This is a genomic window from Streptomyces netropsis, assembly GCF_014203545.1.
GTDB lineage: Bacteria > Actinomycetota > Actinomycetes > Streptomycetales > Streptomycetaceae > Streptomyces > Streptomyces netropsis.
In genome coordinates this window covers 84,901-99,352 of the sequence record NZ_JACHJG010000018.1, presented here as the reverse complement: position 1 = coordinate 99,352, position 14,452 = coordinate 84,901, and the positions used below count along the sequence as shown (strand labels likewise).

Below are 14,452 nucleotides of genomic sequence, written 5' to 3'. Positions count from 1 at the left end.
TAGATTCGGCCCCATGGGCATACCTCCACGCGTCCTGACCGTCGCCGGCTCCGACTCCGGCGGCGGTGCGGGCATCCAGGCCGATCTGAAGACGATGCTCGCCCTCGGCGTGCACGGCATGAGCGTGCTCACCGCCGTCACCGCCCAGAACTCCCGGGGCGTCCAGGGGGCGTGGGAGCTGCCGGCCGAGGCCGTACGGGCCCAGTTCCGCAGTGTGGTCGACGACATCGGCGTCCAGGCCGTCAAGACCGGCATGCTCGCCTCGGTGGAACTGGTGGAGACCGTCGCGGGACTGCTCGCCGAGGTCGGCGCCCGGTACGGGGCACCCGTGGTCGTCGACCCGGTGGGCGTCTCCAAGCACGGCGACGCGCTGCTCGCCGCCTCCGCGCTCGACGCGGTCCGTACGAAGCTGCTGCCGACCGCCACGGTCGCCACCCCCAATCTGGACGAGGTCGCCTGGCTCACCGGTGTACGCGTGAGCACGGAGGCCGATCTGCGGCGGGCGGCCGACGCGGTGCTCTCCTACGGGCCGCGCTGGGCGCTGATCAAGGGCGGTCATCTGGCGGGTGACGCCGTCGACCTGCTGACCGACGGCACCGAGGAACACTGGCTGCGGGCCGTGCGCCACGACAACCGCCACACCCACGGCACCGGCTGCACCCTGGCGAGCGCCATCGCGGCGCGACTGGCGCAGGGACGCTCGGTGCCGGAGGCGGTGGCCGACGCCAAGGACTACGTCACCGGCGCCATCGCGGCCGGCTTCCCGCTCGGCGGCGGCATCGGACCGGTGGACCACGGGTGGCGGTTCCGGGACCGACGGGGCTGACAAGGACACAGCAGCGTGCGGGGCCCCTCCGGGGTGTTCCGTACGCGAAAGGTCCCCGGACATGCGAAAAACCGGCCCATCGTGAGATGGACCGGTATTTCAGGCAACCGGAGGGGGCTGCGCCACGACGTAAACGTCATTGCGAGACCGGCTCACCCCCGCTTGCGCGGGGAGGACCACTCGCTAGCGCGAGACCTTGCCGGCCTTGATGCACGAGGTGCAGACGTTGAGCCGCTTCGGCGTGCTCCCGACCACTGCACGCACCCGCTGGATGTTGGGGTTCCAACGGCGGGGGGTACGGCGGTGCGAGTGCGAAATAGCGTTGCCGAAGCCCGGCCCCTTGCCGCAGACGTCGCAGTTGGCAGCCACGGGTCACTCCAAAGACTTCAGATGCTCTTACGGTGAAATCCCGGCAAGCCGAGATCGAAGTCTGAAGGAAGTCGATGACCGGCAGTGCCAGGAAGGGATGGCCTGATTCTCATCAGGCAACCGGAGCAGCATACAACGGCCGCTCCCGTTCAACGAAACTACCACGAACGCCCCCGCACCCGCCCGGCCGCCCCGGGCCGCCCGCTCCGGCCCCGACGGAACCCCGACCCGGCTGGTCAGGGTCCCATCGGGCCACCCCACGGACTAACCTGCCCAGCATTGCCACAGCCCCCAGGAGTCCGAGGAGGACACAGGTGTCGCACAAGCTGGACGCCGACGCGGTGCGTGCCTGGTGCGCCCTGGCACTCGACGCGCTCGGCCGGGCCCGCGAGGAGATCGACGCGATCAACGTCTATCCGGTCGCGGACGGCGACACCGGCACCAACCTCTACCTGACCGTCGAATCAGCCGCCCGCGCCGTCGACGACGTCTTCCACGGCCACGCCACGACGGAGCCCGCGTCGCCCCCCGCCTTCCCCGACACCGTCCGGGCCATGGCGCACGGCGCGCTGATAGGAGCGCGCGGCAACTCCGGGACGATCCTCGCGCAGCTGCTGCGCGGCATGGCGGAGGTCCTGACGGGCGACGCCGGGACCTCGCCCCGCACCGACGACGCCGAGCGGCTGCGGCGGGCCCTGCGGCGCGCGGTGGAGTCCGCCTACGAGGGCGTGGCCCGGCCCGTGGAGGGCACGGTCCTGACGGTCGCGGCGGCCGCCGCCGACGGGGCCGCGCACGCCCCGGGCGACGGCGCCGCCGTGGCCCGGGCCGCGTACGACGCGGCCCGCACCGCCCTCGCGGCCACCCCCGGACAGCTGGAGGTCCTCGGCCGCGCCGGGGTCGTGGACGCGGGCGGACTCGGCCTGGTCGAGGTGCTGGGCGCGCTGACGCGGGCGCTGGCGGGGGAGACGACGGGACAGCCCGCCCAGGGTGACGCCGTCGCCGAAACGTCCGCCACGCGCGCGTGGCGGACCGAGAGCTGCTCCGCCGACCTCGGAGACGGCGCCGAACCCTCCTACGAGGTGATCTACCTGCTGGAGGCGGACGACGCCGCCGTCGCACGGCTGCGCACCCGGCTCGACGCCCTCGGTGAATCGCTCGTCGTCGTCGGCGGGGACGGACTGTGGAACGTCCACGTGCACGTCGACGACGCCGGGGCCGCCGTGGAGGCCGGCGTCGAGGCCGGCCGGCCCTACCGGATCCGGATCACCCACTTCGGAGCGGCCCAGGAGGAGCGGACGCGCACCCGCGAGCGCGCCCAGCGGGCCGTCGTCGCGGTCGTACCCGGCGAGGGACTGGCCGGGCTGTGCGCCGAGGCCGGGGCGACGGTCGTCGCGACCCGGCCGGGGCAGCAGCCCGCCGGCGAGGAACTGGTCGAGGCGATCCGGCGCGCCCACGCGCGCGAGGTGGTCCTGCTGCCCAACGACGCCGAACTGCGGCAGACCGCCGCCGCGGCCGCCGAACAGGCACGCACCGAGGGCGTCCGCGTCGCCCTCATCCCCACCCGCTCCGCGGTCCAGGGCATCGCGGCCCTCGCCGTCCACGAACCCGGCCGGCGCTTCGACGAGGACGTCGTGGCCATGACCGCCGCCGCCGGCGCCACCCGCTACGCCGAACTGGCCGTCGCCGAGCGGCAGTCCTGGACCATGGCCGGCGTCTGCCAGGCCGGGGACGTGCTCGGCCTGATCGACGGCGACGTGGCCGTCATCGGCGCGGAGCTGGCCGCCACCGCCGAGACCGTCCTGGACCGCATGCTCGCGGCGGGCGGCGAGATGGTCACCCTCGTCCTCGGCGCGGACGTCCCCGACGCCGTCGCGGACCGCCTGGAACGGCACGTACGCGGCGGTCACCTGGCCGTGGACACCGTGGTCTACCGGGGCGGGCAGCAGTCCGCGCCCCTGCTCATCGGGGTGGAGTGAGCCGACCCCGACGAGCAGGGGCACGACACCCCGGAGCTCCCGACTCCTCGGACGTGCCGCCGCGATGTCAGTGGGGTGGTGTCCAATGGTCGCGTGCCCGCGCTCGATGAACCCCTGAAGAAAATCCTCGGCGGCAACACCGCGAAGGTGATGGCCGAGCACCTCGACCTGCACACGGTCGGCGACCTGCTGCACCACTACCCGCGCCGCTACGCCGAGCGCGGCGAGCTGACCCGGCTCGCCGACCTGCCGCTCGACGAGCACGCCACGGTCGTCGCCCAGGTGGCCAAGGCCGCCATGAAGACCTTCAACCACGGCAAGGGCGTCCGCCTGGAGGTCGTGGTCACCGACGGCAGCGGCTCGTTGACCCTGGTCTTCTTCGGCCGCGGCGCCTACGCGCGGGAGAAGGAGCTGCTGCCCGGCCGCCGCGGCATGTTCGCGGGCAAGGTCTCGGTCTTCAACCGCACCCGGCAGCTGCTCCACCCCGACTACGAACTCCTGGACCGCGAGAGCGGCGCGGACGCCGCCGAGTCCTTCGCCGGGCGGCTGCTGCCGATCTACCCGGCGTGCAAGCAGTTCCAGTCCTGGAAGCTCACCAAGGCCGTCGACACCCTGCTGGACCTCTTCGAGGCGGACGCCTGGCAGGGCATCGTCGACCCGCTGCCCCCCGCGCTGCGCGACGGACGCGGCCTGTCCCCCCTCGCGGACGCGTTCCGCAAGGTCCACCGGCCGGCTTCGAAGGCCGACATCGAGGACGCCCGGGCCCGGCTGAAGTGGGACGAGGCCTTCGTGCTCCAGGTCGCCCTCGCCCGCCGGCGCCACACCGACGCCCAGCTCCCGGCCGTGGCCCGCAAGCCCGTGGCGGGCGGCCTGCTCGACGCCTTCGACGCGAAGCTGCCCTTCACGCTGACCGACGGACAGCGGACGGTCTCGGCGGAGATCTTCGACGACCTGGCCACCGAGCACCCCATGCACCGCCTCCTCCAGGGCGAGGTCGGCTCGGGGAAGACGATGGTCGCCCTGCGCGCCATGCTCGGCGTCGTGGACGCGGGCGGCCAGGCCGCGATGCTCGCCCCCACCGAGGTGCTCGCCCAGCAGCACCACCGGTCGATCACCGAGATGATGGGCGAGCTGGCCGAGGGCGGCATGCTCGGCGGCGCCGAGCAGGGCACCAAGGTCGTGCTGCTCACCGGCTCCATGGGCGCGGCCGCGCGCCGGCACGCGCTGCTCGACCTCGTCACCGGCGAGGCCGGGATCGTCATCGGCACGCACGCGCTGATCGAGGACAAGGTCCAGTTCCACGACCTCGGCCTGGTGGTCGTGGACGAGCAGCACCGGTTCGGCGTCGAGCAGCGCGACGCCCTGCGCTCCAAGGGCAAGCAGCCCCCGCACCTGCTGGTGATGACCGCGACCCCGATCCCGCGGACCGTCGCCATGACCGTCTTCGGCGACCTGGAGACCTCGGTCCTCGACCAGCTCCCCGCCGGCCGGTCGCCCATCGCCACCCACGTCGTGCCCGCCAAGGACAAGCCGCACTTCCTGGCGCGCACCTGGGAGCGGGTGCGCGAGGAGGTCGAGGGCGGACATCAGGCGTACGTGGTGTGTCCGCGCATCGGCGACACCCTGGGGGACGAGCCCCAGGGAGAGGGCGACACCCCGAAGAAGAAGGCGGCCGCCGAGGAGCCGGAGGCGGAGAAGCGACCGCCGCTCGCGGTCCTGGACATCGCCGAGCAGCTCGCCAAGGGGCCGCTCGGCGGGCTGCGCGTGGAGGTGCTGCACGGGCGGATGCAGCCCGAGGCGAAGGACGACGTCATGCGCCGCTTCGCCGCGGGCGAGGTGGACGTCCTGGTCGCGACGACCGTCATCGAGGTCGGCGTGAACGTCCCGAACTCCACCGTCATGGTGATCATGGACGCGGACCGGTTCGGCGTCTCCCAGCTGCACCAGCTGCGCGGCCGCGTCGGCCGCGGCTCCGCCCCCGGGCTCTGCCTGCTGGTCAGCGAGGCGTCCGAGGCGAGCCCCGCGCGAGCCCGGCTGACCGCCGTCGCCGGCACGCTGGACGGCTTCGAGCTGTCCCGGATCGACCTGGAGCAGCGCCGCGAGGGCGATGTGCTCGGCCAGGCGCAGTCCGGCGTCCGCTCGTCGCTGCGGATGCTCACGGTCATCGACGACGAGGAGGTCATCGCGGCCGCCCGCGAGGAGGCCACCGCGATCGTCACCGCCGACCCCGAGCTGGAGCGGCTGCCCGAGCTGCGGACCGCGTTGGACGCCCTGCTGGACAAGGAGCGGGAGCGCTATCTCGACAAGGGCTGACAAGGGGCCGACCAGGGAGGGGCAAGCGCCGGCGAAGGGCCGAGGGGCCCCGGCGAGTGGCGCCCGGGTCACCGGGCAGGGCCGGGGCACCACCGACGCCATAGGCTGATGGGGCGGGCCCGCTGCTCACCGCGGCGGTCCGTCACCCGTCAGCCCCGTCACCCCACCGCGAAGGACCGAGGACCCCATGACCCGCGTGATCGCCGGCACCGCCGGCGGACGCCGCCTGGCCGTGCCGCCGGGCAATGGCACCCGCCCGACCTCCGACCGGGCGCGCGAGGGCCTGTTCTCCACCTGGGAGTCGCTGCACGGCCCCCTGGAGGGCAGCCGGGTCCTGGACCTCTACGGCGGCTCGGGCGCCGTCGGTCTGGAGGCGCTCTCACGGGGCGCCGAGCACACCCTGCTGGTGGAGGCCGACGCCCGTGCGGTCCGCACCATCCGGGACAACGTCCGTGCGGTCGGGCTGCCCGGCGCCGAGGTCCGCAGTGGCAAGGCCGAGCAGGTCGTCGCCGGTGCCGCGCCGCAGAGCCCGTACGACGTGGTCTTCCTCGACCCGCCCTACGCCGTCACCGACGCCGAATTGTGCGAGATCCTCCTCACACTGCGCACTCGGGGGTGGCTCGCGGACGACGCGCTGGTCACTGTGGAGAGAAGCACCAGGGGTGGGGAATTTCCCTGGCCGGACGGCTTCGAGGCCCTGAGGGCCCGTCGCTACGGGGAGGGGACGCTTTGGTACGGTCGCGCCGCCTCGACGAGCACCGCCGACCCGGCTCCGTGCACGTCATGAATGGACCGGAGAGCGAGGAACCACCGTTGCGCCGCGCCGTCTGTCCGGGGTCGTTCGACCCCGTCACCAATGGTCATCTCGACATCATCGCCCGAGCTTCCAGGCTGTACGACGTCGTGCACGTCGCAGTGATGGTGAACCAGTCCAAGAAGGGACTGTTCACCGTCGAGGAGCGGATAGAGCTGCTCCGCCAGGTCACCGCCGAGTACGGCAATGTGCGGGTGGAGTCCTTCCACGGCCTGCTCGTGGACTTCTGCAAGCAGCGCGACATCCCCGCCATCGTCAAGGGGCTGCGGGCGGTCAGCGACTTCGACTACGAGCTCCAGATGGCCCAGATGAACAACGGGCTCTCGGGCGTGGAGACCCTCTTCGTCCCCACCAACCCCACCTACAGCTTCCTCTCCTCCAGCCTCGTCAAAGAGGTGGCGGCATGGGGTGGCGACGTCTCCCACCTGGTGCCGCCGCTGGTGCTGGAATCCCTCACCGAGCGGCTCGCCCAGCGCTGACGTACCGGCCGTACCGGTGACGCGCCGCCGGTGGGTGTCGAGCGGGGGCCACTGGCCGTACAGTCGTCCCCGTTCGTGCCCATCCGTCAAAAGAGAGTGGCGAGCGCCAAGGTGGACGTGCAGAAGAAGCTCGACGAGATCGTCGCGACCGTCTCCGGCGCCCGGTCCATGCCCATGTCGGCCTCCTGTGTGGTCAACCGGGCCGAGCTGCTCGCCCTGCTCGAAGAGGTGCGGGCCGCCCTGCCCGGCTCCCTCGCCCAGGCGCGGGAGCTGATCGGCGGCCGGGAGCAGCTCGTCGCGGACGCGCGCGAGGAGGCCGAGCGGATCATCGAGTCCGCGCGCGCCCATCGCGGCTCGCTGATCTCCGACACCGAGGTCGCCCGGCAGTCCCAGGAGGAGGCCGACCGCATCCTCGCGGAGGCCCGTCGGGAGGCCGACGAGATCCGCGCGGAGGCCGACGACTACGTCGACAGCAAGCTCGCCAACTTCGAGGTCGTCCTCACCAAGACCATCGGTTCCGTCGACCGAGGCCGCGAGAAGCTGCTCGGCCACGCGGACGACGCCGGGTTCGGCTCCTCCGGCGGCCTCGCCGAGGACGCCCCCGAGCGCAGCGCCGACCCCCAGACCCAGCGGACGAACGCCGACGCCTACGTGGACGCCAAGCTCGGCGCGGTCGCCGCGGTGCTGGCCAAGACGCTCGAAGCCGTCGGCAAGGGCCGCGAGAAGCTGCTCGGGGCCCGGCCGGCCGACGAGCTGGGCGCCCACATGGCCGCCCAGGACAGCCTGCCCGGCGGTCACCACACCAGCGACGCCGACTTCCTCTCCGAGCTGGCCGCCCCCCAGGCGCCGGCCGTCCCGGCCCCCGCGCCGCCCCAGCAGGACTACTACGCGCCCGTGGGCGGCTACGCCCAGCAGGACCCGTACGAGTACCAGCAGCACTACACCCACCAGGCGGACCCGTACGCGGCCCACGGCGGCTACCAGCAGGACCCGTACGCCTGGGCCCCCCAGGGCACCGGCCAGCCGGGCTATGACCCGCACGGCGGTTACGCGCCCGCGCAGGCCTCGCCGCAGCCGTCGGTGCCGCAGCAGGGCGGTGGTGCGCTCGACGAGACGAGTCTCTTCGACACGAGCATGATCGACCTCGACCAGCTCCGGCGGTACGAGCAGGGCCGCTGACGCCCGGCCGTCGCGTCCCCCGTAGGGTGAAACCGGACCGGTTCCGTCCGCCAGGTTCGACCTGGCCCGGGCCGGGTGCCGCCCGTCGGCGGCCCGACCGCTCCCCATAGGTGCGGATTGGGTCTACGGCGGCCCGTCCAGTATCCTGGCTCTTCGGTCGCGTGTACGTTCGCGATCTCGGCTGCCCTCAGCGCATTCAGCGTCGGGCCGCCGTCGCCGCAGTGTAGAAAGCAGGAAGCCCTGAACACCCGCCTCGATCACCGTGCCCCTCTCGTGTTCGACACACGCGAGCTGGGTCGGCGTCCCGGTGCGCTGAAGAGGGTCTCCCGCTCCATTCCGGCCCCCAAGGACCTCGGCATCGAGGTCATCGGGGTTGCCGAGGGCGCGACCGTGGAGCTCGACCTCCGACTGGAGTCGGTCATGGAAGGGGTGCTTGTCACAGGCACCGCCCGTGCACCGCTGACAGGGGAGTGCGTAAGGTGTCTGGAGCCGCTCGAGCGTGAGCTCGAAGTGGACTTCCAGGAGATGTTCTCCTACCCCGACGCCGACGACCGGAGCCGCCCCGCGGACACCGGCGACGACGCCGAGGAAGAGGAGGACATGCTCTTCCTCGAGGGCGACCTGTTCGACCTCGAACCCGTGCTGCGTGACGCGGTGGTGCTCGCACTGCCGCTGCAGCCGGTGTGCCAGGAAGACTGCCCGGGTCTGTGCGCCGAGTGCGGCGCGCGACTGGCGGACGACCTGGACCACCACCACGAGTCCGTCGACATTCGTTGGGCGGCACTGCAGGGCCTCGCCGGGTCCAACCAGGACGGCGAGATGGACAACGCACCCCGCTCCGGCGGGGATGACTCACAGGAGAAGTAGCCGTGGCTGTTCCGAAGCGGAAGATGTCGCGCAGCAACACGCGCCACCGCCGGTCGCAGTGGAAGGCTGCGGTCCCCACCCTGGTGGCATGCGCTAGCTGCCACGAGCCGAAGCTGCAGCACATCGCGTGCCCCAGCTGCGGCACCTACAACAAGCGCCAGGTCCTCGAGGTCTGATCGGCGGGTGACAGGCTTCATGTCAGACGCCATTACGCCGAAGAAGGCGCCGGCGGACACGGCCTCGTCTCACACGCTTCTGGAAGGGCGGCTCGGGTACAGACTCGAGACCGCCCTTCTGGTGCGTGCACTGACCCACCGTTCCTTCGCATACGAGAACGGCGGTCTGCCCACCAACGAGCGGCTGGAATTCCTCGGGGATTCCGTGCTCGGCCTGGTGGTCACGGACACGCTGTACCGCATCCACCCCGACCTGCCCGAAGGCCAGCTGGCCAAGTTGCGGGCCGCGGTGGTCAACTCGCGTGCGCTGGCGGAGGTCGGTCGCGGCCTTGAACTCGGTTCCTTCATCCGGCTCGGCCGCGGTGAAGAGGGCACGGGCGGCCGGGACAAGGCGTCCATCCTCGCCGACACCCTGGAAGCGGTGATCGGTGCGGTCTATCTCGACCAGGGCCTCGAAGCCGCCGCCGAACTGGTGCACCGGCTTTTCGACCCGCTGATCGAGAAGTCCTCGAATCTCGGGGCCGGCCTGGACTGGAAGACCAGCCTCCAGGAGCTGACCGCGACGGAGGGGCTGGGCGTTCCCGAATACCTGGTCTCCGAGACGGGTCCCGACCACGAGAAGACCTTCACGGCTGCTGCCCGCGTCGGTGGTGTCGCGTACGGCACCGGCACCGGCCGCAGCAAGAAGGAAGCGGAGCAGCAGGCGGCGGAATCCGCCTGGCGCGCCATCCACGAAGCGGCGGAGGCTCGCGCCTCGGCCGCCCAGGCGGCGGCCAAGGCCGCCCCCGCCCCGGTGGACGAGACGCCCGCCGACGGCGTGGCGGCCGAGCCCGCCACGGACGGCGCGCAGGGCGCTTCGCACTGAAAGCGCCGCCCCGCGACGCTACGCACCCCGGCTGCCGGCCGGGCTCGGTGAATCGAGCCCGGCCGGCAGTCGCGGCAGCGCCGCAAGGCTGATGTCCCGGCGACCCCTCCGGAGGAGCACCGTGCCCGAGTTGCCCGAGGTCGAGGTCGTACGGCGCGGGCTGGAGCGCTGGGTCCGCGGCCGCACGGTCGCCGACGTGGCCGTGCTGCACCCCCGCGCGATCCGCCGTCACCTCGCCGGACCCGAGGACTTCGCAGCCCAGCTGCGGGGGCGCCGGCTCGGCGCCGCCCGGCGCCGGGGCAAATACCTGTGGCTGCCCCTCGAAGCCGAGACACCTGCCGAGACACCCGCCGGGACGCCTCTCGGGACCGCTCCCGACCGGGCCGTCCTCGCCCATCTCGGCATGAGCGGCCAGCTCCTCGTCCAGCCGCACGACGCGCTCGACGAGAAACACCTGCGCATCCGCGTCCGCTTCGCCGACGCCACCGGCACCGAGCTGCGCTTCGTCGACCAGCGCACCTTCGGCGGCCTGTCGCTGCACGACACCGTCCCCGGCGACCCCGACGGGCTCCCCGACGTCATCGCGCACATCGCCCGCGACCCCCTCGACCCCGCCTTCGACGAGGACGCCTTCCACGCGGCGCTGCGCCGCCGCCGTACGACCGTCAAGCGTGCCCTGCTGGACCAGTCGCTGATCAGCGGCGTGGGCAACATCTACGCCGACGAGGCGCTGTGGCGCGCCCGGCTGCACTACGACCGGCCCACTGCGACCCTGACCCGTCCGCGCAGCGCCGAGCTGCTGACCCACATCCGCGACGTCATGCACGCGGCGCTCGCCGTCGGCGGCACCAGCTTCGACAGCCTCTACGTCAATGTGAACGGCGAGTCCGGCTACTTCGACCGGTCGTTGGACGCGTACGGACGCGAGGACGAGCCCTGCCGCCGCTGCGGCACGGCCATGCGCCGACGCCCGTGGATGAACCGGTCCAGCTACTTCTGCCCGCGCTGCCAGCGCCCGCCGCGCGTGTCCTAGACCTGCCCGGGCCACGGGGCCCGGCCGGTCTCAGCCTTCGGCGCGCTCCGCGTCGTACCGCTCCCGCGCCACCAGCACCTCCGGCATGCGCTCCTCCACCAGCTCGATCAGCCCCATCAGCCGCTCGGTGACCGCCTGCCCCAGTGGGGTCAGGGCGTAGTCCACCCGGGGCGGGTTGGTCGGCTGTGCCTCGCGGTGCACGAGCCCGTCGCGCTCCAGCGCGTGCAGGGTCTGGGACAGCATCTTCTCGCTGACGCCGTCGACGCGGCGGCGCAGCTCGTTGAAGCGGAACGTGCCGTCGTGCAGGGCGCCCAGGGTCAGGCTGCCCCAACGTCCCGTGACGTGTCCGAGGGTGTCGCGCGAAGGACAGGCCCGGGCGAAGACGTCGAAGGGCAGCTGCTCGTCCGAGCCGGGGTCGGGGGCTTCGCGCACGGTGCCGTCTGTCGCCATGCGGAACACGATACTCCCGCACAGCGCTCACCACAGGATTGCGCTTTCTAAAAGTTAGTGCTTTCCTTTGGTCATCGCACCGCTCGTTCCCCCTTCACGAGGAGCCCGTCCGTGACCACGCCTGTCGTTTCCATCGCCTACCACTCCGGCTTCGGCCACACCACGGTCCTCGCCGAGGCCGTCCGGACCGGCGCGGCCGACACCGGCGCGACCGTCCACCTGATCAAGGTCGACGAGATCAGCGAGGCGCAGTGGGAGCTGCTCGACGCCTCCGACGCGATCGTCTTCGGCTCGCCGACCTACATGGGCACGGCTTCCGGCGCCTTCCACGTCTTCGCCGAGGCCACCTCCAAGCGCTGGGCGACCCGCGCCTGGCAGGACAAGATCGCGGCCGGCTTCAGCAACTCCGCCTCCAAGAGCGGCGACAAGCTGCACACCCTCCAGTACTTCACGGTCCTCGCCGCCCAGCACGGCATGCACTGGGTCGGCCTCAACCTGATGCCCGGCTGGAACAGCTCCGCCGCTTCCGAGAACGACCTCAACCGCCTCGGCTTCTTCCTCGGCGCCGGCGCCCAGACCAACAACGACCAGGGCCCGGAAGGCGTCCACAAGGCCGACATAGCGACCGCCGAGCACCTCGGCCGCCGCGTCGCCGAGCAGGCCCGGATCTACGTCGCGGGTCGCGCGGCCGTCTGACCGGTGCCCCGCGCCGGGTGAACGACGCGCGCGTCGAACGATGACGTCGGCCGCCGCCGACCGGGATCACCCCCGGTCCGCGGCGGCCGACGGCGTTCGACGGGCGCTGGGTGGCGGCGGGTTCAGCGGGGGCTCAGTAGCCGAAGTCCTGCGTCCACCACGGGCCTCCCGGGCCGGAGTGCATGCCGATGCCGATCGTCCGGTAGTCGCCGTTCAGGATGTTCTGCCGGTGGCCGGGGCTGCGCATCCAGGCTTCCATCACGGCCTCCGCGTCACTGTGGCCGCGGGCGATGTTCTCGCCGCCGAGGGTGGTGATGCCGCGCTTGGCGGCCCGGTCCCAGGGGGTCCGGCCGTCCGGGTCGGTGTGGGCGAAGAAACCCCGCCGAGCCATGTCCTCGCTGAAGTCCTGGGCGAGCTGGGCCAGTCGGGCGTCGGCGCGCACCGGCCGGCGGCCCGCCCTCACCCGCTCCCGGTTGACCAGCGCCAGCAGATGCGCCGCGATCGAGGCCCGGGGAGCCGAGATCGCCTGGGCCGCGTCCGGTGCCGGAGAGGCGTCGGCCCGGGGCGGCGAGGACGAAGGGGCCGGGTCGGCCGGCGCCGCGGTCGTCCGGGCCGCTTCCGGTGGTGCCGCCGCGCCGCCGCCACGGGGGTCGGCGCCGAAGCCGGTCTCCTGGGGCGACGGTGTGGCGGACGCCGAGGGCTCGGGCGCGGGCTCCCGCCACGGGGCCGCCGAGGGTGCGTGCGTCGGCTCGGCCTCCCGGTGGGCGGGTAACCACCCCCGCTCCACGGGGCCTACGGGCCGGGGGCGTTGGGTGAGGAGATCGCGGGGGAGGTCGTCGCTGAGATCGGGCGGCAGGTCGGGGTCGGGCGGCTCTTCGGCCCGAAGCTGGCCCCGGGCGCTCTCGCTGCCGGTGCCGCTGTTGAGCGTGTAGGTGTCGCTGCCGCTCGGCAGCAGCCCGGAGGCCACCACGACCGCGCCCATCGCCATCGCGGCGGACGCGCCCAGCAGCCCGGTCCGCACCGGCCCCTTCGCCCTGCTCCGGGCCCCCCGGCGGGGGCTCCGGTGCCGTCCCGTGCCGGCCGCGGGGACGGACGCGCCGAAGGGGCTGCGGGAGTTCGCGGGGAAGGGCTTGGTGAACTGTTGCGTCGGTGAGTTCGGATCGCTGCGTTCGGTCGACTCGCTCGTCAGGGGCGCGCCGGCTGCCTGGGAAATCGCGGCCGTGTCGTCGGAGGTCTCGGGGGCAGAGCGTCGATGGCGACCCATCCGCTGCCTTCCTTACGTGCTCGGCGTCATCGTGCGTCACTCGTACGGCGGAGTCTTAACGAGCGGCGACTGTACGCCAAGACATGGGGGGCCGAGGTGCTACCTGCGCAATTGCCCGGTTAACGTGCAGACATGAACGAGAATGTCCGTCTCACCGCCTGGGTTCGTGGTCATGTGCAGGGCGTCGGCTTCCGATGGTTCACGCGGGAGAACGCTCTGGGTATCGGTAATCTGATCGGCTTTGCCTCGAATCTCGACGACGGGCGCGTCCAGGTGGTCGCGGAGGGCCCGCGCGATCGGTGCGAACAACTGCTCGACTGGCTCCGTGACGGTGACACGCCCGGGCGCGTGGACGGGGTCACCGAGATCTGGGCCACACCCAGGGGTGGTTATGACGGCTTCGAGATCCGCTGACCGGACGGCCCGGAAAGCGGTTTCCGGGGTGAAGCGAAGAGATTTGGCGGGGCATGGAAGTCGTATTCATATGTCGCTGGCATATTCGCTCGGCAGAAATTGCCTGATGGTTGCCAACTCGGCCCCGTCGTGGAAGGCTGCAACTCAACGGATGATCTCCACGCCCCCTCGGGCCCCGGGAGAGGAAAGCGCCGCGCATTCGCTGCCGCGCACCCCTGGGACGCCCGTGGATACGGGGTGTGATCGTGTTGACCGTCAAACCTTTTGGTGAGACTCTGGAAGCCCCGCGCACCTTAGCTGTTTGGCCATTGAACACCGCAGTAGCTGATGGCAGACACCGCGGGTGCGAATCCCTCACGACCCACACCGCTTCCGGTCGGTCACTCAGTGTGGAGGACCATCCATCATGGCAAAGGCGCTTCTCGGTTACGTCGGCGGCTCCGACCCCCGAGTCCTCTCCGAGATGCGACGGCTTCAGCAGCGTGTCCAGGACCTCGAATCCGAGCTCATTCGGATGCAGGCCGAGAACGACGCACTGTCCGCCGCCGCGCACCACGGCGACTCGTTGCTCGACAGCATCGACGTACCCCAGGCGGAGCCTGCGCTCGCCTGACCCCAAAGCCCTTCCTCCGGGGGCCCGGTCAGGCTGCACTGTCAGCCGCTTGTGATCTGCAAGGGACGCTTCGGCGTCCCTTCGTCGTATCCCCCCGGCTGCCGCCCGACGTGGGCGC

The 14,452-nt window shown here is 72.1% G+C and carries 16 protein-coding genes; 13 read left to right on the top strand and 3 right to left on the bottom strand.

What is annotated here, in order from left to right:
- The first annotated feature begins 13 nt into the window (after window positions 1-13).
- Window positions 14-826, top strand: a complete 813-nt coding sequence (gene thiD / locus FHS38_RS31620) for a bifunctional hydroxymethylpyrimidine kinase/phosphomethylpyrimidine kinase (RefSeq protein ID WP_184739468.1) — start codon at window positions 14-16, stop codon at window positions 824-826.
- A gap of 183 nt (window positions 827-1,009) precedes the next feature.
- On the opposite strand, the gene rpmB is transcribed toward thiD, so the two are convergent.
- Window positions 1,010-1,195, bottom strand: a complete 186-nt coding sequence (rpmB, locus tag FHS38_RS31615; RefSeq protein WP_078645170.1) for a 50S ribosomal protein L28 — start codon at window positions 1,193-1,195, stop codon at window positions 1,010-1,012.
- Between the two features lie 314 nt (window positions 1,196-1,509).
- Here rpmB and fakA point away from each other — a divergent pair, with 314 nt between their 5' ends.
- From fakA to mutM, 9 genes are all read left to right on the top strand, one after another.
- A complete protein-coding gene (gene fakA / locus FHS38_RS31610; RefSeq protein ID WP_229822831.1) occupies window positions 1,510-3,171 on the top strand; it encodes a fatty acid kinase ATP-binding subunit FakA in 1,662 nt (553 codons plus the stop codon).
- 150 nt (window positions 3,172-3,321) lie between these two features.
- Complete coding sequence (recG, locus tag FHS38_RS31605) at window positions 3,322-5,484, top strand: ATP-dependent DNA helicase RecG (protein WP_229822833.1); 2,163 nt, start codon at window positions 3,322-3,324, stop codon at window positions 5,482-5,484.
- A 187-nt stretch (window positions 5,485-5,671) separates the two neighbouring features.
- Complete coding sequence (gene rsmD / locus FHS38_RS31600) at window positions 5,672-6,271, top strand: 16S rRNA (guanine(966)-N(2))-methyltransferase RsmD (protein ID WP_184739462.1); 600 nt, start codon at window positions 5,672-5,674, stop codon at window positions 6,269-6,271.
- A 26-nt stretch (window positions 6,272-6,297) separates the two neighbouring features.
- A complete protein-coding gene (gene coaD / locus FHS38_RS31595) occupies window positions 6,298-6,777 on the top strand; it encodes a pantetheine-phosphate adenylyltransferase (protein WP_184739524.1) in 480 nt (159 codons plus the stop codon).
- Between the two features lie 111 nt (window positions 6,778-6,888).
- The gene (locus tag FHS38_RS31590) at window positions 6,889-7,956 is read left to right on the top strand and encodes a F0F1 ATP synthase subunit B (RefSeq protein ID WP_184739522.1); all 1,068 of its coding nucleotides are present in this window, start codon (window positions 6,889-6,891) and stop codon (window positions 7,954-7,956) included.
- Between the two features lie 273 nt (window positions 7,957-8,229).
- Window positions 8,230-8,823, top strand: a complete 594-nt coding sequence (locus tag FHS38_RS31585; protein WP_184739460.1) for a YceD family protein — start codon at window positions 8,230-8,232, stop codon at window positions 8,821-8,823.
- A 2-nt stretch (window positions 8,824-8,825) separates the two neighbouring features.
- Window positions 8,826-8,999 carry a 50S ribosomal protein L32 gene (gene rpmF, locus FHS38_RS31580; RefSeq protein ID WP_030087884.1) on the top strand — a complete coding sequence of 58 codons (174 nt, stop codon included), beginning with the start codon at window positions 8,826-8,828 and terminating at the stop codon, window positions 8,997-8,999.
- A 19-nt stretch (window positions 9,000-9,018) separates the two neighbouring features.
- The gene (gene rnc / locus FHS38_RS31575) at window positions 9,019-9,864 is read left to right on the top strand and encodes a ribonuclease III (protein ID WP_184739458.1); all 846 of its coding nucleotides are present in this window, start codon (window positions 9,019-9,021) and stop codon (window positions 9,862-9,864) included.
- Between the two features lie 121 nt (window positions 9,865-9,985).
- Entirely contained in the window at window positions 9,986-10,897 is a 912-nt protein-coding gene (gene mutM / locus FHS38_RS31570) for a bifunctional DNA-formamidopyrimidine glycosylase/DNA-(apurinic or apyrimidinic site) lyase (RefSeq protein WP_184739456.1), read from the top strand.
- Between the two features lie 30 nt (window positions 10,898-10,927).
- Here the strand turns inward: mutM and FHS38_RS31565 are convergent, their stop codons facing one another.
- Window positions 10,928-11,347, bottom strand: coding sequence for a winged helix-turn-helix transcriptional regulator (locus FHS38_RS31565; protein ID WP_184739454.1), 420 nt, complete (start codon window positions 11,345-11,347; stop codon window positions 10,928-10,930).
- 111 nt (window positions 11,348-11,458) lie between these two features.
- On the opposite strand from FHS38_RS31565, the gene FHS38_RS31560 reads away from it, so the two are divergent.
- On the top strand, window positions 11,459-12,043 hold the full coding sequence (locus FHS38_RS31560; RefSeq protein WP_184739453.1) for a flavodoxin family protein: 585 nt from the start codon (window positions 11,459-11,461) through the stop codon (window positions 12,041-12,043).
- Between the two features lie 133 nt (window positions 12,044-12,176).
- Here FHS38_RS31560 and FHS38_RS31555 read toward each other — a convergent pair whose 3' ends face one another.
- Window positions 12,177-13,307 carry a CAP domain-containing protein gene (locus tag FHS38_RS31555; RefSeq protein ID WP_184739451.1) on the bottom strand — a complete coding sequence of 377 codons (1,131 nt, stop codon included), beginning with the start codon at window positions 13,305-13,307 and terminating at the stop codon, window positions 12,177-12,179.
- Between the two features lie 132 nt (window positions 13,308-13,439).
- On the opposite strand from FHS38_RS31555, the gene FHS38_RS31550 reads away from it, so the two are divergent.
- Window positions 13,440-13,721 carry an acylphosphatase gene (locus FHS38_RS31550; protein ID WP_184739449.1) on the top strand — a complete coding sequence of 94 codons (282 nt, stop codon included), beginning with the start codon at window positions 13,440-13,442 and terminating at the stop codon, window positions 13,719-13,721.
- Between the two features lie 406 nt (window positions 13,722-14,127).
- On the top strand, window positions 14,128-14,334 hold the full coding sequence (locus tag FHS38_RS31545; RefSeq protein ID WP_045933597.1) for a hypothetical protein: 207 nt from the start codon (window positions 14,128-14,130) through the stop codon (window positions 14,332-14,334).
- The last annotated feature ends 118 nt before the right edge of the window (window positions 14,335-14,452 follow it).